This is a genomic window from Litoreibacter sp. (genome assembly GCF_058136045.1).
Map to the genome: position 1 here is coordinate 1 of NZ_JBYVDD010000016.1, position 23,027 is coordinate 23,027.

Genomic DNA, 23,027 nt, shown 5'->3' on the forward strand with positions numbered 1-23,027 from the left:
CGCCATCAATCTCGTCATAGGCTTGGAAGTCACCAAAATACTTCGTGATAGCCGCTGTCAGTGTCGTCTTGCCGTGGTCAACGTGGCCGATTGTGCCGATGTTAACGTGCGGCTTATTGCGTTCAAACTTTTCCTTAGCCATGATGGCCTCCTTGATAAAGTGGTGCGGGCGGCGGGGAAATCCCCACCCAACGTAAGATCGGTAGGGCGGGGATTTCCCCGCCATCCCGTTTATGCAAATTTAGCCTGAATTTCTTCAGAGATTGCGTTTGGCACTGGGTCGTAGTGATCGAACTGCATGGAGAAGTTCGCACGGCCCGAAGACATGGAGCGCAATGTGTTAATGTAGCCGAACATGTTGGCCAGTGGCACAAAAGCGTCGATGGCAATCGCGTTACCGCGAGTGTCTTGCCCTTGGACTTGTCCACGACGTGATGTCAGATCACCAATGATGCCACCAGTGTATTCATCAGGCGTCACAACTTCGACCTTCATGATTGGCTCAAGCATTTTGGCGCCAGCTTTACGCATACCTTCACGCATACACATACGTGCTGCGATCTCGAATGCAAGAATGCTGGAGTCAACATCGTGGAACTTGCCGTCAATCAAAACAACCTTGAAGTCGATCACAGGGAAGCCAGCCAGTGGGCCGCTATCCATAACCGAGCGGATGCCTTTTTCAACACCTGGGATGTATTCCTTCGGAACCGAACCCCCAACGATTTTGCTCTCGAATGAGAACCCTTCGCCAGGCTCCGTCGGGGAAATGATCATTTTCACTTCGCCAAACTGACCTGAACCACCCGACTGCTTCTTGTGGGTGTAGGTATGCTCGACTTCGCGATCAATGGTCTCACGGTAGGCAACCTGAGGCGCGCCGATGTTGGCTTCAACACCAAACTCACGTTTCAGACGGTCCACCAAGATGTCGAGGTGCAATTCGCCCATGCCGCGCATGATGGTTTGACCGGACTCGATGTCAGTCTCAATGCGGAAGGACGGATCTTCGGCTGCCAGACGTTGCAGGCCCAGAGACATTTTCTCTTGGTCAACTTTTGTCTTAGGCTCGATGGCGATCTCGATCACTGGATCTGGGAACGTCATCGTTTCCAGAACCACCTGATCTTTGTCATCAGACAAAGTGTCACCGGTTGTGGTGTCCTTCAGGCCAGCAAGCGCAATGATGTCACCAGCGAATGCTTCGGTGATCTCATCTTGTTTGTTGGAGTGCATCATAACCATACGGCCGATACGCTCTTTACGACCTTTGGTCGTGTTCATCAGGTTGTCGCCTTTGGTCAGCGTACCCGAATAAACGCGCGTGAAGGTCAAAGTACCCATGTAAGGGTCGTTCATGATTTTGAACGCCAAACCAGAGAACGGCATGTTGTCATCTGCACGACGTGCAATGTTACGTTCTTCCGTCTCATCGCCTGGTGCAAAGCCCATGTAGTCAACAACATCCAAAGGAGATGGAAGATAATCGATCACAGCGTTAAGCAAAGGCTGAACGCCTTTGTTCTTGAATGCAGAACCGCCCAAAACTGGAACGAATTTCAGCGCCAAACACCCTTTGCGCAGCAATGCACGCAAAGTAGGAACGTCAGGCTCTGTGCCTTCCATCAGGTAAGCTTCCATCGCATCGTCGTCCATTTCGACGGCCGCTTCGATCATTTTGCCACGCCATTCGTCAGATTGCGCCTTCAGGCTGTCGCGGATCGGAGCTTTGGTCCAAGATGCGCCAAGATCTTCGCCTTCCCACAACCATTCTTCCATGGTCACAAGGTCAATCAGACCTTCCAGCTCGGTTTCTGCACCGATAGGAATGCCAACTGGAATAGCAGTAGCGCCCGTGCGGTCTTCGATCATGTGAACGCAGTTGAAGAAGTCCGCGCCGATTTTGTCCATCTTGTTGACGAACACAATCCGCGGAACTTTGTACCGGTCAGCCTGACGCCAAACGGTTTCAGTCTGCGGCTCAACACCAGCGTTACCATCAAGAACGGTAACCGCGCCATCAAGAACAGCCAAGGAACGCTCAACTTCGATCGTGAAGTCAACGTGGCCCGGCGTGTCGATGATGTTCATGCGGTGTTTGAGGCTATCGGGGTTTGTGCCGTCCTCAGTACGTTCCCAGAATGTCGTCGTCGCAGCGGAAGTAATTGTAATACCCCGTTCCTGCTCCTGCTCCATCCAGTCCATGGTTGCCGCGCCATCGTGCACTTCGCCGATATTGTGGGATTTGCCTGTGTAGAACAGGATACGCTCGGAACAAGTGGTTTTACCGGCATCAATATGCGCAATAATTCCGAAGTTCCGGTAGCGGTCGAGGGGATAGTCGCGTGCCATATCAGATGCTCCCCTTACCAGCGATAATGGCTGAACGCTTTGTTAGCGTCGGCCATTTTGTGGGTGTCTTCACGTTTCTTGACGGCGGAACCACGGGAGTTCACGGCATCCATCAATTCGCCGGCAAGACGTTCTTCCATTGTGTGCTCATTGCGCGAACGCGCAGCTTTGATCAACCAACGGATCGCCAAGGCTTCGCGGCGCTCGGGGCGCACTTCGACAGGCACTTGGTACGTAGCACCACCAACGCGGCGCGAACGCACTTCGACGGAAGGCTTGATCAGCTCGAGAGCCTCGTGGAATACTTCCACAGGAGCTTTCTTCAGCTTCTCTTCAACGCGATCAAACGCGTTGTATACGATGCGCTCGGCGGCAGATTTTTTGCCGTCGATCATCAGGTTGTTCATAAATTTAGTCAAAATGCGGTCACCAAATTTGGCGTCCGGCAGTACTTCGCGTTTTTCAGCGGCGTGACGACGTGACATGTAATATCTTCCTTACTTCGGACGCTTCGCGCCGTATTTCGAACGACGTTGTTTACGATCTTTAACGCCTTGGGTATCCAACACGCCGCGCAGGACGTGGTAACGGACACCCGGAAGGTCTTTTACGCGACCGCCGCGGATCAGAACAACAGAGTGCTCTTGAAGGTTGTGGCTTTCACCCGGAATGTAGGAAATGACCTCGAAGCCATTGGTCAGGCGCACTTTGGCAACCTTACGCATAGCAGAGTTCGGCTTCTTCGGTGTCGTTGTATAGACACGTGTGCAAACACCGCGTTTTTGCGGGCATTGCTCTAGGTGCAGCGACTTGGAAGTCTTGCGTTTTGGCTGGCGCGGTTTGCGGATCAGCTGTTGGATCGTTGGCATTGAGGATCGTCCCCTTGGTTTCAACTTCATCTGGATCGCACGCGCGCGACCCGCTTAAATTCTGTTCGCGTTTGCGCGTCCGCAAGCACAAAGACCCGCATCGGGTTTCCCTACCTGGGATCCGCGCGGTGGAGTTACAGAGGATCGGGACGAATAAGTGTCCGGACCGTGAACCACTAAATTGTGAGTGCAAGCCGAGCGATCCCCGACCTGATTGCGCGCGTGATAGAAGGAGTCGCGCGGGGTGTCAACCGCTGCCCCCTCCAGTGCGGCCCAAAATTCATCACAACTGCTCTTTAGGTCGCAGCCCTTTTGCAGATTTCCGCGACGCCGCACGCTCGCGGTAAAGCGTAAACAATCCGGTCGCCACAACGATGGCCGACCCAAGCAAGGTTAAACTATCAGGCCATTCGCCAAAAACCAGTAGCCCCAACAGTAACGCCACAATCAAGCTGGTGTAGCGAAACGGGGCCACAAAGCCGATCTCGCCCGACCGCATGGCCATCACCGAAAAGATATAGCCTCCGATAATAAAGAAGCTGGCCCCCACCAGCCACAAAGTCGACGCTCTGGAGACTGGCTGCCATGGTTCCCCCAAGGCCCCCACGACGCCGAACAACATAACCCCACCCGCCGCCGCAAGTGCAATGGTCATGGAAGAGACTTCGGCAGAAATGCGTCGCGCGCATAGGTCACGCACCGTTACGCAGGCCACCGCTGCAACGACATAAAGCGAATAGGTGGAAAACCCGCTTTCCTGCCCAAAAAGGAACGGCGGGCGCAGGATTAGCAAAACCCCCAGAAAGCCAACCAGAATGGCGGCCATACGCTTCCACCCGACGGCCTCACCCAGAAACACCGCCCCCGCAAGCGTCACTGTTAGCGGCAAGGCCTGTAGAATGGCCGTCACATCCGCGATGGGCATATGAAACAACGCCGTAATGAAAAAATACGCAGCGCCCATCTCTGTGAGCGTCCGCAACAAGATAAGGAACTGATCGCGCGGCTTTACCCGAGTGCGAAAGCTGCCCGCCCGCCACGCGGCAAAGGCGAGGAAGACAATCACCCCGATAGAGCGAAGCGCCAATGCCTGAAACAGCGGCATCTCCCCCGACAGCAACTTCATGCACGCGTCATTCAAGGTGAAAGCTGTCATCGACGACATCATAAAAATTGCGCCGCGCGCATTTGGGGTAAGTGCCATCTCCCCGCCCTATCACCAGTTTCAGGTAGTGACCAGAATGCTTGGTTCCCCGAGTTGGAATTTACCCCTAAAATGGAAAAGCCCCGCCGGTTAGGGCAGGGCTTTTTTATCTGTTTAAGAGCAAATCTACTCGTCGCGGCTCTCCGGTGTCTCAACCATGATGCTGTCCAGCGGATCCACTTCGACTGCTTCATCAGGGGCAGCCAAGGCCAAGGCCGCTTCGGCTTCCGCCTTACGAGCCTCAATCACCACATTATCGCGATCAGTCGCAACACGGCGCATTTTCTGCGTCGCGCCACCAGTACCAGCAGGGATCAAGCGACCCACGATAACGTTTTCTTTCAGGCCGATCAGCTTGTCACGTTTGCCCATGGTAGAGGCTTCGGTGAGAACGCGGGTCGTTTCCTGGAAAGATGCCGCCGAGATGAACGAGCGTGTTTGCAACGAGGCTTTGGTGATCCCCAACAAGATTGGCTCGCCAACTGCCGGCTCGCCACCTTTGGCAACGGCTTTTTCATTAGCTGCATCAAACTCAGCCTTGTCGACATGTTCACCTTTTAGCAAGGTGGTGGTGCCGGAGGACTGAATTTCGAACTTCTGCAACATCTGACGAACGATAACCTCGATGTGCTTATCGTTGATCTTCACGCCTTGCAGACGGTACACGTCTTGCACTTCGTCGATCATGTAGTCGGCCAAAGCCTCCACACCCATAATGCCGAGAATGTCATGCGGCGCAGGGTTGCCGTCCATGATGTAGTCGCCCTTTTGGACGAAGTCGCCTTCGACCACTGGGATGTGTTTGCCCTTTGGCACCATGTATTCAACTTTAACATCCGGATCATCCGAGGACTCAACCGCGATACGGCGCTTGTTTTTATAGTCCTTGCCAAAGCGAACATAGCCATCAATTTCTGCAATAATTGCGTGGTCCTTAGGGCGACGTGCCTCAAAGAGTTCAGCAACACGCGGCAGACCACCAGTAATGTCCTTGGTCTTGGCACCCTCGCGCGGAATACGTGCAACCACGTCGCCGGCTTTGATGTCTTGACCGTCTTCAATGGACAAAATCGCGCCCACGGACATTGGGTAGGTGGCGGGGTTGCCACTGTCGAGACGCATGGGTTCGCCGTCCGCACCTTCAATGATCACCTCGGGTTTCAGCTCGTTGCCTTTTGGCGCAGCACGCCAATCGACCACGATCTTCTGCGTCATGCCAGTCGCTTCATCGGTCTCGTCTTTGATAGCGATGCCGCTGACCAGATCAACAAAACGGGCTGTACCGTCTTTTTCCGCGATGATCGGCAGAGTGTAGGGATCCCATTCAAACAACTTGTCGCCACGGGCAACTTTGGCGCCATCTTTGATGTGCATTTTGGAGCCATAGGAGATCTTGTGACGCGCACGCTCGGTCCCGTTCGCATCCGTGATTGTGAGCTGCATATTGCGCCCCATAACCACTTTATCCCCGAACGCATTCTCCAGAATGGACGCATTCTCAAACGCGACCTTACCCTCTTGTGAGGCTTCCAAGAATGACTGTTGACCACCTTGAGCAACGCCGCCGATGTGGAACGTCCGCATCGTCAACTGTGTACCCGGCTCACCGATCGACTGCGCGGCAATGATGCCGACAGCTTCACCAGTGTTCACCAACGTACCACGAGCCAAGTCACGGCCGTAACACATGGCGCAAACGCCCTCGTCGGCCTCACAAGTCAGTGGCGAACGCATCTTGGCGGTTGGAATATCCGCCGCGTCAATCGCGTCGGCTTTGCGCTCGTCGATCAACTCGTCACGCGCGACGATGATCTCATCAGAGCCCGGCAGCAAAATGTCTTCCGCAGCCGTACGGCCCAGCAAACGCTCGCCAATCGTGGCTACAACTTCACCGTCATTCACCGCAGCAGAAGCGTTGATGAAATTCTCAGTACCACAATCATGCATACGCACGATGCAGTCCTGAGCAACGTCCACCAAACGACGTGTCAGATAACCAGAGTTAGCCGTTTTCAGCGCCGTATCCGACAGACCTTTCCGCGCCCCGTGCGTGGAGTTGAAGTACTCCAAAACGCTCAGGCCTTCTTTAAAGTTCGAGATGATCGGTGTCTCGATGATCTCACCGTTTGGCTTGGCCATCAGGCCACGCATACCGCCCAGTTGTTTCATCTGAGTAACCGAGCCACGCGCACCGGAGTGGGCCATCATGTAGACCGAGTTTGGCTCATTCTCAGCACCGGCGTCATTACGACCAGTGGTCGAGATGGTGCTCATCATAGCATCGGTGACTTTGTCGTTACATTTCGACCAAGCATCGATCACTTTGTTGTACTTCTCGCCCTGAGTGATCAGACCGTCCATGTACTGTTGCTCAAACTCTTTAACCTGATCGCGGGTGCCATCAACGGTTGGCCATTTGGTGTCTGGAATGATCATGTCATCCTTACCAAACGAAATCCCGGCTTTGAACGCTTCACGGAAGCCCAAAGTCATGATCTGGTCACAGAAGATCACCGACTCTTTTTGGCCGCAATAGCGATAAACCGTGTCAATAACCTGCTGCACTTCCTTCTTACGCAGAAGGCGGTTCACCAATGAAAACGGCGCTTTTGCATTCAGCGGCAGCAACGCACCCAGACGGATACGACCCGGAGTAGTCTCAAAGCGCGTCAGCACCTCGTTACCTTCCTCGTCGATTTGCGGCAGACGCGCTTGAACTTTAGCGTGCAAATGCACTTCGCCGCAATCCAGTGCGTGCTGCACCTCATCCACATTCGAGAAGATCTTGCCTTCGCCAACCATGCCTTCGCGTTCCATGGTGATGTAGTAAATACCAAGGATCATATCCTGCGATGGCACGATAATCGGCGCGCCGTTTGCAGGGGATAGAACGTTGTTGGTCGACATCATCAAGACGCGCGCTTCCAACTGTGCCTCAAGGCTCAGCGGAACGTGCACAGCCATTTGGTCACCGTCAAAGTCAGCGTTAAACGCGGAGCAAACCAGCGGGTGCAGCTGGATAGCTTTACCCTCGATTAGGACCGGCTCAAACGCTTGGATACCAAGACGGTGCAAGGTTGGCGCACGGTTCAACATCACTGGATGTTCGCGAATAACCTCATCGAGGATATCCCAAACTTCTGGACGCTCTTTTTCAACCAATTTCTTGGCTTGTTTCACGGTCGAGGACAAACCTTTGGCCTCAAGACGCGAATAGATGAACGGCTTGAACAGCTCCAACGCCATCTTCTTGGGAAGACCGCATTGATGCAGTTTCAGCTCGGGACCCGTCACAATGACGGAACGACCAGAGAAGTCGACGCGTTTGCCCAAAAGGTTCTGACGGAAGCGGCCTTGCTTACCCTTCAGCATGTCTGACAGGGATTTCAGCGGACGCTTGTTAGCACCCGTGATGGTCCGGCCACGACGGCCATTGTCAAACAACGCATCCACAGATTCCTGCAACATACGCTTCTCGTTGCGCACGATGATGTCAGGCGCACGAAGCTCAATCAGGCGCTTCAGGCGGTTGTTGCGGTTGATCACCCGGCGATACAAATCGTTAAGATCCGACGTCGCAAAACGGCCACCATCCAGCGGCACCAATGGGCGCAACTCTGGTGGGATCACTGGAACAACAGTCAAAACCATCCACTCTGGACGGTTGCCAGATTCTAGGAAGTTCTCAACCAATTTCAGACGTTTGATGATCTTCTTCGGCTTCAATTCACCAGTGGCAACAGCCAGATCTTCGCGAAGCGTGTCAGCCTCAGATTCCAGATCGATTGCTGCCAGCATTTCGCGAATAGCTTCAGCACCGATATTGGCAGTGAAGGCATCCATGCCATAGGCGTCTTGCGCGTCGAGAAATTCTTCCTCGGTCATCAATTGACCATACATCAGGTCGGTCAGCCCCGGCTCGATCACAACGTAGTTCTCAAAGTAGAGAATGCGTTCCAGATCGCGCAAAGTCATATCCAGCATCAGGCCGATCCGCGATGGAAGCGACTTAAGGAACCAAATGTGAGCGACAGGTGCTGCCAGCTCGATATGGCCCATACGCTCGCGGCGTACCTTTTGCAGTGTAACTTCCACACCACATTTCTCGCAGACAACGCCGCGATATTTCATGCGTTTATATTTACCGCACAGGCATTCGTAATCTTTGATTGGGCCAAAGATACGCGCACAGAACAGGCCGTCCCGCTCTGGCTTGAATGTCCGGTAGTTAATGGTTTCCGGCTTTTTGATTTCACCGAAAGACCAGCTCAAGATACGCTCTGGGGATGCCAAAGATACTTTGATCTCGTCAAAACTTTTCGGCGGAGCGATCGGATTGAACGGGTTGTTTGTTAGTTCCTGGTTCATCTTTAATTCCTTAAATCAGGGTGTTGGAGGAGGGGAGCCGCAGACTTTCTCAGAAAGTCTGCCTCCAAAGTCTCAAAGAGACTTTGCGCCCTACCCTTCTTCCTCCGCATCCAGGAGTTCCATGTTGAGGCCGAGGCCCCTTACTTCTTTCACGAGCACGTTGAACGATTCCGGAATACCGGCCTCGAAATTGTCCTCGCCTTTAACGATCGACTCGTAGACTTTCGTCCGGCCAGCCACGTCATCCGATTTCACCGTTAGCATTTCCTGCAAGGTGTAGGCGGCGCCGTATGCTTCCAAGGCCCAAACTTCCATCTCCCCGAAACGCTGACCACCGAACTGAGCTTTACCGCCCAGAGGTTGTTGCGTGACAAGGCTGTAAGGCCCGGTCGAACGAGCGTGGATTTTGTCGTCCACAAGGTGATGCAGTTTCAGCAAGTATTTGACACCCACAGTCACAGGGCGCGCAAATTGCTCACCAGTGCGACCATCGAACAGAACCGATTGCCCAGAAGTGGCAAAGCCTGCTTTCGTCAAAGCCTCGTTGATGTCGCTTTCTTTCGCACCATCAAAAACTGGCGTCGCGATCGGAACACCAAGGCGCACAGCCTCAGCGGATTCGATCATGTCAGTCTCGATCATGTTGCCAAAGGCGTCATTAAAGGTCTCAGGACCGTAAGCATGCTCCAGTGCGTCACGTACTGGCTGACTATCGCCAGAGCGCTTGAACTCGTCCAGCGCCTCACCGATTTGCAAGCCAAGACCACGTGCAGCCCAACCCATATGGGTCTCAAGAATTTGCCCAACGTTCATACGCGAAGGCACACCAAGCGGGTTCAGACAGAAGTCTACCGGAGTACCATCTTCTAGGAACGGCATGTCCTCCATCGGTACAACTTTGGAGATAACCCCTTTGTTGCCGTGACGACCGGCCATTTTATCGCCCGGTTGCAGCTTACGCTTCACCGCCACGAAGACTTTGACCATTTTCATCACGCCCGGTGGCAAGTCATCACCACGGCGAACTTTTTCAACCTTGTCTTCAAAACGGGCCTGAAGTGCATCTTTTTGCAATTCATACTGACCGTTCAGCGCCTCAACAGCGGCGGCTTCGGTCTCTTCAGCCAAAGCCAACTGCCACCACTGACCGCGGCTCAAAGTTTCCAACAGCTCTGGGGTAATCTCCGAATTGGACTTAACGCCCTTCGGACCCTTCACAGCTTTCTTGCCAAGGATCATGCCTTGCAGACGCGAGTAGATGTTGCGCTCAAGAATGCCCATCTCATCATCACGGTCACGACCAAGACGCTCGACTTCTTCACGCTGAATTTGCAGCGAGCGCTCGTCTTTTTCAACGCCATGGCGGTTAAAGAGGCGCACCTCAACAACTGTGCCAAAATCACCCGGCTTCACACGCAACGACGTGTCACGAACGTCAGAGGCTTTCTCACCAAAGATAGCACGCAGAAGTTTTTCTTCTGGTGTCATCGGGCTTTCGCCCTTCGGTGTGATCTTACCGACCAAAATGTCGCCCGGCTCTACGTCAGCACCGATATAAACGATCCCAGCCTCGTCGAGGTTGCGCAAAGCTTCTTCGCCGACATTTGGAATATCACGCGTGATTTCTTCTGGGCCAAGCTTGGTATCACGAGCGGCGACTTCAAATTCCTCGATGTGGATCGAGGTGAAGACGTCGTCGCGCGCAATGCGCTCGGAGATCAGAATGGAGTCTTCATAGTTGTAGCCGTTCCAAGGCATAAATGCGACGAGCACGTTCTTACCAAGGGCCAACTCGCCCATGTCAGTGGATGGACCGTCGGCAATAACTTCGCCTGCACGCACCACACCACCAACTTTCACCAGCGGACGCTGGTTGATGCAGGTGTTTTGGTTCGAGCGTTGGAATTTGCGCAAACGGTAGATGTCTACGCCCGGATCACCCGGAGCCAGATCGTCAGTTACACGAACCACGATGCGCGTTGCATCTACTTGGTCAATGATACCACCGCGACGTGCCTGAATGGCAGCGCCAGAATCTGTGGCAACTACGCCCTCAATCCCGGTGCCCACATAAGGCGCATCGGCTTGCAACAATGGCACAGCTTGACGTTGCATGTTCGAGCCCATCAAGGCCCGGTTCGCATCGTCATTTTCAAGGAACGGGATCAGTGATGCCGCAACCGAGACCAACTGCTTTGGGCTAACGTCGATCAGATCGACATTGGCGTTGCTTTGCAGCTTGTAGTCACCCGATTGACGCGTCGAAACCAGATCGTTCACGAACATCATGTTTTCATCAAGGTTCGCGTTGGCCTGCGCCACAGTGTGACGCATTTCTTCGGTGGCGGACATGTATTGAACATCGTCCGTTACCTTGCCATCCACAACCTTGCGGTATGGGGTCTCGATGAAGCCATATTTGTTCACGCGGGCATAAGTTGCCAGTGAGTTGATCAGACCAATATTTGGCCCCTCGGGCGTTTCAATCGGACACATACGACCGTAGTGGGTTGGGTGCACATCGCGCACCTCAAAGCCAGCACGCTCGCGGGTCAAACCACCTGGTCCAAGCGCCGAAAGGCGGCGTTTGTGGGTGACTTCCGACAGCGGGTTGGTTTGGTCCATAAATTGCGACAGCTGCGAAGAGCCAAAGAATTCACGTACCGCAGCAGCCGCTGGTTTCGCATTGATCAAATCTTGCGGCATAACCGTGTCGATCTCGACCGATGACATACGCTCTTTGATAGCGCGCTCCATGCGCAGCAAGCCAACGCGGTATTGGTTTTCCATCAGCTCGCCAACGGAGCGCACACGACGGTTGCCAAGGTGGTCAATATCGTCGATGCTGCCACGCCCATCGCGCAGGTCAACCAACGCTTTGATGCACGAAACGATGTCTTCCTTGCGCAGCGTGCGTACAGTATCTTCTGCGTCCAGATCTAGACGCATGTTCATTTTCACACGACCAACGGCGGACAGATCATAACGCTCGCTATCGAAGAACAATGTCTCGAACAGCGCAGACGCGGATTCAACGGTGGGCGGCTCGCCCGGACGCATCACACGGTAGATATCCATCAGCGCAGTATCGCGCCCAAAGTTTTTATCTACGGCAACTGTGTTGCGAATGTAGGGACCAACATTGATGTTATCGATATCCAGCGTTGGGATGATTTTAACGCCGTTATCAACCAAAGTTTTCAGCGTACCGCCGATAACTTCTTCACCTTTTTTGTCGAACTCCCAAGTCAACTCGTCGCCAGCTTCGATCCAAATCTCGCCGGTTTCCTCGTTGATCATGTCGCGTGCAACATAACGCCCGATGATGCCCTCAAACGGCAGCAGAACGTTTTCAACATTAGCTTCTTCCATCAATTTCTTGACGGCGCGAGGCGTGACCTTCTTGCCCGCTTCAACAATCACTTCGCCTGTTTTGGCGTCGATGATATCTGCAGTAGGCTTGGTGCCCTTGATCCGCTCTGGGAAGAACTTCGTGGACCAGCCACCCTTCTTCACAGCTTTGAAATCAACGGTGTCGTAATAGGCATCCATGATGCCTTCCTGGTCCAGACCCAATGCATAAAGCAGGGTCGTTACAGGCAATTTGCGACGACGGTCAATACGCGCGAAAACCACATCTTTGGCATCGAACTCAAAGTCCAACCAGCTGCCGCGATATGGAATAATGCGACAAGCAAACAGCAATTTACCCGACGAATGGGATTTGCCTTTGTCGTGGTCAAAGAACACACCCGGAGAGCGGTGCATCTGGGAAACGATAACCCGCTCGGTGCCGTTCACAACAAAAGTGCCGTTTGGCGTCATCAAAGGCATATCGCCCATGAACACGTCTTGTTCTTTGATATCTTTGACAGACTTAGCACCCGTATCTTCGTCGAAATCAAATACGATCAAACGCAGTGTCACCTTCAACGGCGCACTGTAAGTCATGTCGCGTTGCTGACATTCTTCAACGTCGTATTTTGGCTTTTCCAACTCGTATTTAACGAATTCCAGAATGGCGGTCTCATTGAAGTCTTTAATCGGGAAAACCGACTGGAAGACGCCTTTGATACCTTCACCATCCATCGGAGCCAGCTGATCGCCGGACTTCAGGAAGAGATCATAAGAAGATTTCTGCACTTCAATGAGGTTTGGCATAGCCAGAACTTCATCAATTTTGCCGAAATATTTACGGATGCGTTTTTGACCAACGTATGTTTGAGCCATGCTCGTCAAAGCCTTTCAATTTCCTCGGATATGTCACCCCGGGGTCGGGTGGCATACCACTTGGATCAAGGGAGAATAGTTCAATACCTGCGCGCCTTCCCACGGACGTGCTCCCGAACCATTCCGCTCCTGAGAGGGGGCTTTACAACAAAGCCCCCTCTGAGACGCGGAAAGCTGGACCCGGAAATTCACCGGGTCCAGCCAATTTAAAAGCTACGCAGCTAGGCTGCGCGGCAATTACTTGATCTCGACTTCTGCGCCAACTGCTTCCAGTTTAGCTTTGATGTCTTCAGCTTCTGCTTTGTCGACGCCTTCTTTGACAGCTTTGCCGCCTGCATCAACCAGATCTTTTGCTTCTTTGAGGCCCAGACCAGTGATGGCACGGACTTCTTTGATAACGCCGATTTTGGATGCGCCAGGAGCGACCAAGATTACGTTAAATTCGGTTTGCTCTTCGCCACCGCCGGCACCGCCGTCAGCAGGGCCAGCCATCATTACTGCGCCACCGGCTGCAGGCTCGATGCCATACTCGTCTTTGAGGATGGTTTTCAGTTCTTGTGCTTCGAGAAGTGTCAGACCGACAATCTCTTCAGCCATTTTTTTCAGATCAGCCATTATACTGTTTCCGTTCTATTAAGTTGTGTTCCAACGTGCAGTGTTCAATTCCACGAAGGTATCGCCGAAGATTACGCAGCTTCTGCGCGCTCCTCGATGGTGCTGAGAATGCTTGCCACGTTCGAAGCAGGTGCGCCAATCGCGCCGGCGATGTTCGAAGCAGGGGCACCGATGCAACCCGCGATAGAAGCAATAAGCTCATCACGGCTTGGCATGGCGGCCACGGCTTTAACACCAGCGACATCCAACGCGTTTTCACCCATAGCACCCCCAAGAATAACGAGCTTGTCGTTGTCCTTGGAATAGTCGTACACCACTTTCGCGGCGGCAACTGGGTCCTCTGAATAGGCGAGAACGGTCATCCCTTCGAGGTATTCTGCAATGCTTGCGCACGGCTTGCCCTCGAGGGCGATTTTGGCGAGCCTGTTCTTGGCGACACGTACAGACCCACCAACTTCGCGCATACGCGCGCGCAGGTCTTGCATCTCAGCAACCGTGATACCCTCGTAGTGGCTAACCACAACGACGCCAGAGCTTTCAAAGATTTGGCCGAGTTCGTCGACCAATTTTTCTTTTAGTGCTCTATCCACAGTTTCACTCCAATTGTGGAAGGTTACCCTTCCGGCTCAGTCTACCGGATTACTCCGGCGGTTGGGTCCATCGTAACGGGACGCCCGAACCGCCTGAAGTCTACACCACAGTCAATCTGGTCTGATCCCGTCTCAGGCAGGAATTAAAGGGGTTTAACCCCCCAACCCACCATCTCGGACGAAACGCAAAAGAGCGCGTGACGAATCGCGCGCTCTAAAGCATGAGGCTGATTAAGCCTGTGAGCCATGAATTGAAAGCCCAAACTCACTATTTCCTTGATATTTCTTTACCCCAAAGACCCAACTCAAACTTGTAGCAGCGGCTGCGCATTTTTGCGGTGGCGCGCAATCATGCTCCGGATCTGATGCCCCCTTGGAATACAACGCGCTGGCTCAGTTATCGTCGCCAGCAATTTGGGAAAAATTGCAAGTATCTCGCGCAGCGTCTCCGCATTGAAAGACTTTAGCGCCATAGGGCCGGTCAGCAATGATTCCGTCGGGGCGTGTTCTGCAAAAATAACCTCATGGCGATCTAGCAAAATGTGGAAATACGTCACCCGATCCATATCGTCGGCATAAGAAACCCCCGGCACATCCAAAAGCTTCTTGGCGGGGATCAAGACCTCTTGCACCCCTGCAATCCGCTGCACAATCTTTGAGCGCACCAACATCCGGTGCTGCGGGGACACGATCAACTCAGCACTAGGAAGCCCCAAACCTAGCGCGCCGCGCGCAATGCGGATTGGAACGAAATTGCCACGCGCCGCGACCTCAGTACACCCAACCCAGCGGACCGCTTGCGCGCCATGGTCCTTGGTTGCGACCAAATCCCCTTCCCGCAAATCCTCGACTGCCTTTGTCCCAGACGGCGTTGAAATTCGAACACCTGTGGTAAAGCAGGTGACATAGTCAAACGTCTCGCGAAGCTCCCCCAGACCTGCGTAGTCGTTGGCCTCCACGCTATCAATTGTGATCGAGCGTATTGCACCTGCCTCAAGCGCTGCCTGACTTGCAATGGCCTCATCGGTATTCACCAACTCATTTTTTGGGGCCAGATATGTATTTCCGTTCGCATCTTGGAAAACCGCAACCGAGGCCGTAGCGGTGGAGCCATCAACATAGGTGATCGTCACAGAATAACTTGCGGCACCATCAAAGACTTGTTCCGCCCCACCGTCGATCGAGAACGTCTCATACGCGGCCCAACCATCAACATCAAAGGCCCCGACTGTCCCACCATTGGCACCAGTTGAGCCCGCTGAAAAGCTTTGGAAATTATTAACCAGCGCATTTCCAGCACTGCCAAATGTCTGCCCCACTAAAGTATAGGCATGGTCGGTGACCGTATCCCCTTCGTAGACATCGATTTCAGCAAAGTTACCAAGGGAAATCACATTAAATGTAGACGGCATGTTACCCCACTCAGGCGATACCAGCTTGGTTATGCGGTAGTGCCATCAATTACAGATGCAATCACTGCATCCCCCACCCCACCTGTTTCAGTGGTTGTGACAACATTACGTGGAGACAGTGTCTCACGAAGGACCGCGCCGCGGTAAACTTCTGGCGACACTGTGAACCTTGCCTACAATTCATTTGAAATTAGCAGCACCTCCTCAAGTGAAGTTCTCAAGTTTGCACAAAAAAAGGCGGGCCAAACAGACCCGCCTTCCTTTAAAATATAGAACGCTCAATGCGTTATAACTTAGTTACCAGTCGCATTGTCGATCGAGATCGTAACACCAGGGCCCATGGTAGAGCTCAGCGCGATTTTGATCATATAGCTGCCTTTGACGCCCGATGGGCGCGCTTTGGACACGGCACCAATAAAGGCCCGAACGTTCTCGACCAGCTTCTCTTCCGAGAAAGACGCTTTGCCGATACCCGCGTGTACAACGCCAGCTTTTTCAACTTTGAACTGAACTTCGCCGCCTTTGGCAGCTTCAACAGCAGCCTTAACGTCCATAGTCACAGTGCCAACCTTAGGGTTTGGCATCAGGTTGCGTGGGCCCAGAACTTTACCCAAACGACCAACGATTGGCATCATGTCAGGGGTTGCAATGCAACGGTCAAAGTCGATTTTGCCCGATTGCACGATTTCCATCAGGTCCTCGGCACCCACGATGTCAGCGCCAGCCGCTGTGGCTTCTTCTGCTTTCGCGTCGCGTGCGAACACAGCCACGCGCATGTTTTTACCGGTGCCGTTTGGCAGGGCAATAACACCGCGAACCATTTGGTCAGCATGACGAGGGTCAACGCCCAAGTTCATTGCGATATCAATGGTCTCGTCAAATTTAGCTTTGGCGTTGTTCTTAACCAGAGCAACAGCTTCTTCTACCGTCACGTTGCGCTTGTCAGCGAATTGCTCACGAGCGGCGGTAGTGCGTTTTCCGTATTTAGCCATTACTTCACCTCGATGCCCATAGAGCGGGCAGAGCCCAGAATGATCTTCATAGCGCCTTCAATATCGTTGGCGTTCAGATCTTTCATCTTCGCTTCGGCGATCTCTTTCACCTGAGCGATGCTCACGTAGCCAACAACTTCACGCGAAGGTGTTTTAGCGCCGGACTTCAGCTTAGCCGCTTTCTTCAGGAAGTAGGACGCAGGTGGCGTCTTGATATCCATCGAGAACGATTTGTCTTGGTAATAAGTGATCACGGTCGGGCAAGGCGCACCTGGCTCCAAATCCTGTGTTTTAGCGTTAAACGCCTTACAGAATTCCATGATGTTGATCCCGCGCTGACCCAGCGCAGGGCCTACGGGTGGGGATGGGTTGGCTTGACCTGCAGCAACCTGCAGTTTCATCGTACCAGCGATCTTCTTGGCCATGGGGCCTCTCCTTTTTCAACGCCCTCGGGTCGCGACCCTTAAGCTACTCGTTGCCGTGGTCTGGGTTGCAGCACGCGTGCCGCTCACCTCCCACGCTTCAAAGTCACGCCTTAGCGCGACATGCACATCAGGACGCTTTCGTGACCTGTGTGAATTCCAATTCGACCGGGGTGGCCCGGCCAAAGATCGAGACCGTCACCTTCAGGCGCTGCTGCTCGTCGTCGACTTCCTCGACCATGCCCTCGAAGCCCTCGAATGGGCCGTCTGTGACAGATACGTTCTCGCCGATATCGAATACGATGGTCGAGCGTGGCGCATCTTGGCCTTCCTCGACGCGGCCCATGATGGCTTGGACTTCCGCATCACGCATGGGCATCGGGCGACCTTGCGGGCCAAGAAACCCAGTAACGCGGTTGATCGAGCTGACCAAATGGTAGCCGCGATCCGACATTTCCATGTGCACCAGCACGTAGCCCGGCATAAAGCGGCGCTCGACGGTGACTTTCTTATTGCGGCGCACTTCAATGACTTCTTCGGTCGGCACCAAAATTTCGTCGATGTCGTCTTGCAGCCCAGTTTCTTCAGCGGCGACGCGAATAGATTCCGCGATCCGCTTCTCGAAGTTGGACAACACAGATACCGTATACCACCGTTTTGCCATCTTGCCTGAGCCTCTATCTACCCCGGTCAATGCCGGAAAATTCCAATATTATCAACAAGTTACCAAAATAAATTTGGTGACTCTCGCCGATACGAAAACAGCGCGCACCTAGAATCGATACGCGCTATAGGTTCGTGTTGATGGCTGCATTACGCCGCAAACGCCTGAGTTTCAAGGGGTTGCGCAGCTATATTTCCGCACCCGCATCATATATCCAAGATCAGCTTACGGTCCGCAACAACGCTTGATCCAAGTCATAGATCAAATCATTCACATCCTCGATCCCAATCGACAAGCGCAGCAAGCGTGGGTGGACAGGAAAATCCGGACCCGACACTGTTTTGCGATGCTCAATCAGGCTCTCAACCCCACCAAGCGACGTCGCGGGGTAAAACACCTCACAAAAACGGGCGACATCAATGGCCGTTTGCTCCGCGCCTTTGGGGATGAACGAGATCATCCCGCCAAATTGGCCGCCAGTTTGCTTTTTGGCGACGGCATGACCCGGATCAGAGGGCAAGCCCGGATAAAGAACCTTTTCAACATGCGGATGCTTATCAAGGTACTGCGCGACGGCCATGGCATTCTGACAGGATCGCTCGACACGTAAAAACAACGTCCGCATACCCCGGATCAGCAACCAGGCATCAAATGAATGCAACACCGTGCCTTGCAGGTTGCGCACCAGCGCAATCTCGTCCCAAAAAGAGCCGGTTTCACGTACAGACAAAACGCCGGCTGTCACATCTGAATGACCGTTCAAATACTTCGTCGCCGAATGAAACGAGATATCCGCCCCAAAATCCAATGCCCGCGTCAAATTGGGGGGCGTCCCTGTGCAATCCGTCAAAAGCTTGGCGCCTGCATCATGGGCAATCTCGGCGGCGGCGGCGATGTCTGTCACCTCCCAATCGGGGTTGTTTGGGATCTCGGCCCAGACCAGTTGCGTCTCGCCGGGACGCACTGCGGCTGCCATCTCGTCTAGATTTCCAGCCCTGTAATAGCTAACAGAAATGCGCCCGTTCGCCTCATAGGTTTGGATCTGCTTTAACACACCATGATACATGACCTTCGGAACAACCAAATGTGCGCCCGTCGGCAAATGTTCGATCACCGCTGTGGCCGCTGACATGCCCGATGCAAACAGCAACGACTCAGCAGACCCCTCCAACTCGGAAATCACGGCCTCTGCATGTGCCGTCGTCTGACTGCCATCGCGGCGATACCAAAACGGCTTGCGAATCTCATAATTTTCGTCGCGAGCATAGGTCGCGGTGGGCTGGATGGACGGCACAACAGCTCCCGTCCCCTCTTCAACGAAATGCAAGGCTTGGGCGACCTTAGTCGCCATAGAAAGCTTACGATTGCTTTGTTTTTCGGTCATTTCTTCACCCTTTTTACGCAGTAACGCCAAGGCTTACATGACTTAAAATTCAACTACACCGCCAGCAAAATCAACACCATGCCCGGCAAAACCACGCGCGGGCTTACAAAGCATTCATCTTATTGACGTAACGATCCGTGAAAAATGGTCTAGAACATACCGAAAAGTGCATTCAGCCCCGAGCGAATGCCCAAGTCCACCATCGAGAAAAAGATCGAGGCGATCGTCGCCATGATGAAGACCATAACCGTGGTCAGCATAACTTCACGGCGCGTCGGCCAAACGATCTTCGAGACCTCGCCGCGGACCTGCTGGATAAACTGTGCTGGATTTGTGCGTGCCATAATCGGACCTTTGGTTCTGTATGAAGGGTCAATTACGGCCCCTCGCCCCGCTTTGCAAGGGGGGCCGCCAATGAATCCTGTGCTCACAAAAGGGTGCATTGGCGAAATGCCTCCCCCTGCCTAACATCAGGCTACCTTTTGGAAGGCCGTTCTCAATGAAATCTATCCCCCTCGTCGCCGCCCTGATCATCGCCCTTGCCGCACCGTTATACGCGCAAGATGCAGCCGTTTCTGAGCCGCCAATGACCCTGCCCCGCCTCGCCGAGATCATCACCACTTTGGACCCCGATGCCAAAGTAGCAGGGACAAGTTTTCAGATGAGTATCTCTGACATTCCTGTCATCATTGTTACCGACCCACGCGCCGACCGGATGAGAGCCATGGTGCCAATCCGCAATGCCGACGCGATGAACGCCACCGAGTTGCTGCGCGTCATGCAAGCCAACTTCGACACCGCCTTAGACGCGCGCTACGCCATTGCACAGGGGCAACTCTGGGCAGTATTCATCCATCCGTTGTCGCCGCTGGAAAAGGATCAGCTCATCTCCGGGCTGGGACAAGCAGTGAACTTGGCGCGTACTTACGGGACATTGTTCACCGGTGGCGCGATGCAGTTTGGCGGTGGGGACAGCGGGCAATTGCACCGCAACCTGATCGACAAATTGCTTAAGAAGGGCGAAGAAATCTAATCGCGCGGATTAATCCTCGTCACGCAATCGTGCAAAGTGGTCGATAATCATCTGCATATACGGCGTGCCATCCGGGTGAAAGCCATCCAGCACTTCATCCACTTGGCTCACATGTCCGGGAACCTTGGTATCAATCAATGACACTGGTGCGCCAATTTGCTGTGCGCGGGCCGCGCCCAACTGCGCGTTTCCCATATCAACGATCCGGTCATTGGGACCATGGAACATCAGACACGGCGGCCCGTCCGCCTCCAACCGCCATGGCTGCACAATCGCAGAGCTAATAGCCACAACCGCATCTGGCCGCGACACCCGGCGCACCCATGGCATCGGCGGATAGGCCAGCGCCAGCGCGCCAATACCACCGGCCGAAACCCCTAAAACACCCACCTTGCGAGAGGTGATGCCCAATCGCTCGCCCTCGACCCACAAAAACTCAATCGCATTCGACATGTCTTCCATCGCAGCGATAAACGACGGGCCGTAAAGCGCGGGGGCAAGATCAATGCCAACCTTCTCGGTGCGTGCCATTTGCCCCTCAATATGGGCGACATCTTCTTCCGAGAACGCATCCATCCCGGTGCGCAGCCGGTAGCTGATCGACGCCATAGCGAAGCCCGCCTCAACCAGCTTCAACGCGAAATGCCCCGTCTCGACATGAGAGCGATGCCCACGGCGAAATCCGCCACCATGTGCATAGATCACGCAGGCGTCCGCCGTCAGATTATCTGGAAGATACAAATCAAGCGCCAGCTCATGGCGCGGGTCGTAGATTATGTCAGAGACGCATTTCATGGTCCTAGACCTACCCCCTACATAAACAAATAACTATGGCAGGGGATGAGAGACTCGAACTCACGACCCTCGGTTTTGGAGACCGATGCTCTACCAACTGAGCTAATCCCCTGCACTTAATGGGGAGGTGTTATAAAAGCGCGGCTGGCTTTGCAAGGCATCATCTGCATTGAGGGGAACAGTTTTGATGCCCCGCCTGCCGCAAAAATGCGGGTAAGCGGGGCATCCTTGCTTTATTGACGCGGCAAACCGGACAAAATCGCCACCAAGGCGTCCAATTGCGCATCGGATAAAGTTTCAATTTCCACCGGCTCCGAGACGCCAGAGGTCGAGGCAATAGCAGGCGCGACACTAAGGCCAAGCGCCAGCCCCAAAGACAGAATTACGTTTTTCATCGTGTGTGTTCCTTTCGATGAACACTCGACACCCTTCGAGTTAGGGTCGGACCGCCATTGGTCCGGCATGGGGGTATTTGGGGGCATCACAGCGGATTGGAAGACCTCATTTCACTTAAACACCCTACGGATCACCCCGCAGCACGATAACCCGGCTTATCCAATTGTTTTTACTTGATTTTTATATTGTTTCTGCGCCTGCACACTGCATGTGCAGAAAAGCCCACAGCGTCACGCCCGCGTGATAAAACCCGCACAACAACTCACACAAGCTTGCTTAGGCCGTGGGGGGCCTCAGGGCCTAGTATAAAGGCGAAAGGATCAAGCTATGCCCCAGATAATACCGGACACCAAACACGCCCTCTCAAGACGCATGTTCATGGCTGCGACGGCCATCTCTGCCTTTGCAACAACCGGCGCACGCGCCACCACGGCTACGCCAGATAGTGAAGATTTCACCTATGAAATCAATCGCACCGACGACGAATGGCACGCCATGCTCAGCAAGGACGAATACAAAATCTTGCGTAAAGGCAGCACCGAGCTGCCGAAAACCAGCCCCCTTTGGGAAGAAACCCGCGAAGGCTTCTACCATTGCAAAGGCTGCGAACTGACCGCCTTTGACGGACGGTGGAAGGTCGTGCTCGACAAGGGCTGGGCTTTCTTCAAACACTCCCAACGCAACGCCGTGCTCACTGGCATTGACGGACCCGTTGCGGAATACGGGGCCAGCATGAGCCTCGGCCCCGGCGCTTTCATGGAGGTTCATTGTCGTCGCTGCGGCAGTCATCTGGGCCACATCCTCAAGGTCGAGGGCCAGCAACTACATTGCATAAACGGCACCGCACTGGACTTCCGCCCGACCCAAAGCTGACTCTCACGGACACCATTTCTGCGCCCCAAAACCCGGCTTAGGTCGGGTTTTTTCATGCCCACCCCATCGACAAATCACGCAATTTTGACGCGCAAAACCGTGAGGTATTGCAACAATCTGCCGCTGAGAACCGCGCCTCACTACCGCTCACCGCTCCGTGAAATCACACTTCTCAGATTGGATATAAATTTATATATATCAGTAAGTTAGTAATTATTTCGATTGACAAGTGCCAACTATCACACCCCTTCAGTCAACCCTTTTTCCTAGGTGATGTTACGTGAAGACATCGTGTTTTTACTGCGCCGTGATCACGCGTCAAAGTTTAGAGGTCAGCCAGTAACGGCCGACACCCTTTAAAACCTTGAAAGGACACCCGATGAAAACGAAAATGATCGCACTTGCAACCGTCGCAGCTCTGGCCTCCGCCCCCGCCTTCGCACAATCCAGCGCCAGCCAAGGCTTCGACATGCTGACCGGCTCCCTTTACAACTCGTTTAACGCCATGGGGATCGACACCTCCGGCATCAACGATTTATCCCTCAGCCAAGTCGCACAAATCAAAGACGTCATCGACGGTGACGTCTCCGATGGCAGCAAAAAGTCCCGTATCAAGGCCATCTTGGCCAAGTAAGTTTTTACGGCTCACAACAAAAGGCCGCCTCCTTTTCGGGAAGCGGCCTTCGATCTATCCGGTAGGGTGGGGTTTTACCCCACCGCCACTATAACAACTGTGTAAGTTCTCGGTGACCTCAAGAGGTCACCTGCCACTCACCCGACGGCAAAGCCGCCGTTACTCAGTAATCTTCGACACAACACCGGCGCCAA

General features: G+C 53.7%; 20 protein-coding genes and 1 tRNA gene. 3 read left to right on the forward strand and 18 right to left on the reverse strand.

The features are described from left to right. The 15 genes from AC3Y7R_RS16425 to secE form a co-directional block, all read right to left on the reverse strand. Window positions 1-142, reverse strand: a 142-nt coding sequence (locus tag AC3Y7R_RS16425; protein ID WP_490040068.1) for a GTP-binding protein, incomplete at its 3' end; no start/stop codon positions are given. Between the two features lie 89 nt (window positions 143-231). Next, the gene (gene fusA, locus AC3Y7R_RS16430) at window positions 232-2,352 is read right to left on the reverse strand and encodes an elongation factor G (RefSeq protein ID WP_490043155.1); all 2,121 of its coding nucleotides are present in this window, start codon (window positions 2,350-2,352) and stop codon (window positions 232-234) included. Between the two features lie 14 nt (window positions 2,353-2,366). Continuing rightward, window positions 2,367-2,837 (reverse strand): 30S ribosomal protein S7, encoded by a 471-nt coding sequence (gene rpsG / locus AC3Y7R_RS16435; RefSeq protein WP_490043156.1) that lies wholly within the window; start codon window positions 2,835-2,837, stop codon window positions 2,367-2,369. A gap of 12 nt (window positions 2,838-2,849) precedes the next feature. After that, window positions 2,850-3,221: a 30S ribosomal protein S12 gene (gene rpsL / locus AC3Y7R_RS16440; RefSeq protein WP_490043157.1), complete on the reverse strand. Its 372-nt coding sequence runs from the start codon at window positions 3,219-3,221 to the stop codon at window positions 2,850-2,852. A gap of 283 nt (window positions 3,222-3,504) precedes the next feature. After that, window positions 3,505-4,425: a DMT family transporter gene (locus tag AC3Y7R_RS16445; RefSeq protein WP_490043158.1), complete on the reverse strand. Its 921-nt coding sequence runs from the start codon at window positions 4,423-4,425 to the stop codon at window positions 3,505-3,507. A gap of 126 nt (window positions 4,426-4,551) precedes the next feature. Continuing rightward, window positions 4,552-8,793, reverse strand: coding sequence for a DNA-directed RNA polymerase subunit beta' (rpoC, locus tag AC3Y7R_RS16450; protein ID WP_490043159.1), 4,242 nt, complete (start codon window positions 8,791-8,793; stop codon window positions 4,552-4,554). Window positions 8,794-8,883: 90 nt separating this feature from the next. Beyond that, entirely contained in the window at window positions 8,884-13,023 is a 4,140-nt protein-coding gene (gene rpoB / locus AC3Y7R_RS16455; protein WP_490043160.1) for a DNA-directed RNA polymerase subunit beta, read from the reverse strand. A 237-nt stretch (window positions 13,024-13,260) separates the two neighbouring features. Continuing rightward, entirely contained in the window at window positions 13,261-13,638 is a 378-nt protein-coding gene (gene rplL / locus AC3Y7R_RS16460; RefSeq protein ID WP_490043161.1) for a 50S ribosomal protein L7/L12, read from the reverse strand. 71 nt (window positions 13,639-13,709) lie between these two features. After that, window positions 13,710-14,228 carry a 50S ribosomal protein L10 gene (gene rplJ, locus AC3Y7R_RS16465; protein ID WP_490043162.1) on the reverse strand — a complete coding sequence of 173 codons (519 nt, stop codon included), beginning with the start codon at window positions 14,226-14,228 and terminating at the stop codon, window positions 13,710-13,712. Between the two features lie 305 nt (window positions 14,229-14,533). After that, window positions 14,534-15,640, reverse strand: coding sequence for a Hint domain-containing protein (locus tag AC3Y7R_RS16470; RefSeq protein WP_490043163.1), 1,107 nt, complete (start codon window positions 15,638-15,640; stop codon window positions 14,534-14,536). A gap of 293 nt (window positions 15,641-15,933) precedes the next feature. Beyond that, on the reverse strand, window positions 15,934-16,632 hold the full coding sequence (gene rplA / locus AC3Y7R_RS16475) for a 50S ribosomal protein L1 (protein WP_490043164.1): 699 nt from the start codon (window positions 16,630-16,632) through the stop codon (window positions 15,934-15,936). Then, complete coding sequence (gene rplK / locus AC3Y7R_RS16480; protein WP_490043165.1) at window positions 16,632-17,057, reverse strand: 50S ribosomal protein L11; 426 nt, start codon at window positions 17,055-17,057, stop codon at window positions 16,632-16,634. The genes rplA and rplK overlap by 1 nt, the downstream gene beginning before the upstream one ends. A 127-nt stretch (window positions 17,058-17,184) precedes the next feature. Further along, window positions 17,185-17,718 (reverse strand): transcription termination/antitermination protein NusG, encoded by a 534-nt coding sequence (nusG, locus tag AC3Y7R_RS16485; RefSeq protein ID WP_490043166.1) that lies wholly within the window; start codon window positions 17,716-17,718, stop codon window positions 17,185-17,187. Window positions 17,719-17,938: 220 nt separating this feature from the next. Continuing rightward, the gene (locus AC3Y7R_RS16490; protein ID WP_490043167.1) at window positions 17,939-19,102 is read right to left on the reverse strand and encodes a trans-sulfuration enzyme family protein; all 1,164 of its coding nucleotides are present in this window, start codon (window positions 19,100-19,102) and stop codon (window positions 17,939-17,941) included. Between the two features lie 149 nt (window positions 19,103-19,251). After that, window positions 19,252-19,446, reverse strand: a complete 195-nt coding sequence (gene secE / locus AC3Y7R_RS16495; RefSeq protein WP_490043168.1) for a preprotein translocase subunit SecE — start codon at window positions 19,444-19,446, stop codon at window positions 19,252-19,254. 155 nt (window positions 19,447-19,601) lie between these two features. Here secE and AC3Y7R_RS16500 point away from each other — a divergent pair, with 155 nt between their 5' ends. Next, on the forward strand, window positions 19,602-20,135 hold the full coding sequence (locus tag AC3Y7R_RS16500; protein ID WP_490043169.1) for a hypothetical protein: 534 nt from the start codon (window positions 19,602-19,604) through the stop codon (window positions 20,133-20,135). 9 nt (window positions 20,136-20,144) lie between these two features. On the opposite strand, the gene AC3Y7R_RS16505 is transcribed toward AC3Y7R_RS16500, so the two are convergent. From AC3Y7R_RS16505 to AC3Y7R_RS16515, 3 genes are all read right to left on the reverse strand, one after another. After that, the gene (locus tag AC3Y7R_RS16505; RefSeq protein WP_490043170.1) at window positions 20,145-20,930 is read right to left on the reverse strand and encodes an alpha/beta hydrolase; all 786 of its coding nucleotides are present in this window, start codon (window positions 20,928-20,930) and stop codon (window positions 20,145-20,147) included. A gap of 36 nt (window positions 20,931-20,966) precedes the next feature. Further along, a tRNA-Trp gene (locus tag AC3Y7R_RS16510) sits at window positions 20,967-21,042 on the reverse strand. Between the two features lie 121 nt (window positions 21,043-21,163). Next, window positions 21,164-21,325: a hypothetical protein gene (locus AC3Y7R_RS16515; RefSeq protein ID WP_490043171.1), complete on the reverse strand. Its 162-nt coding sequence runs from the start codon at window positions 21,323-21,325 to the stop codon at window positions 21,164-21,166. Between the two features lie 328 nt (window positions 21,326-21,653). On the opposite strand from AC3Y7R_RS16515, the gene AC3Y7R_RS16520 reads away from it, so the two are divergent. Beyond that, window positions 21,654-22,199: a peptide-methionine (R)-S-oxide reductase gene (locus AC3Y7R_RS16520; protein ID WP_490043172.1), complete on the forward strand. Its 546-nt coding sequence runs from the start codon at window positions 21,654-21,656 to the stop codon at window positions 22,197-22,199. Window positions 22,200-22,578: 379 nt separating this feature from the next. Continuing rightward, entirely contained in the window at window positions 22,579-22,833 is a 255-nt protein-coding gene (locus AC3Y7R_RS16525; RefSeq protein ID WP_490043173.1) for a hypothetical protein, read from the forward strand. The last annotated feature ends 194 nt before the right edge of the window (window positions 22,834-23,027 follow it).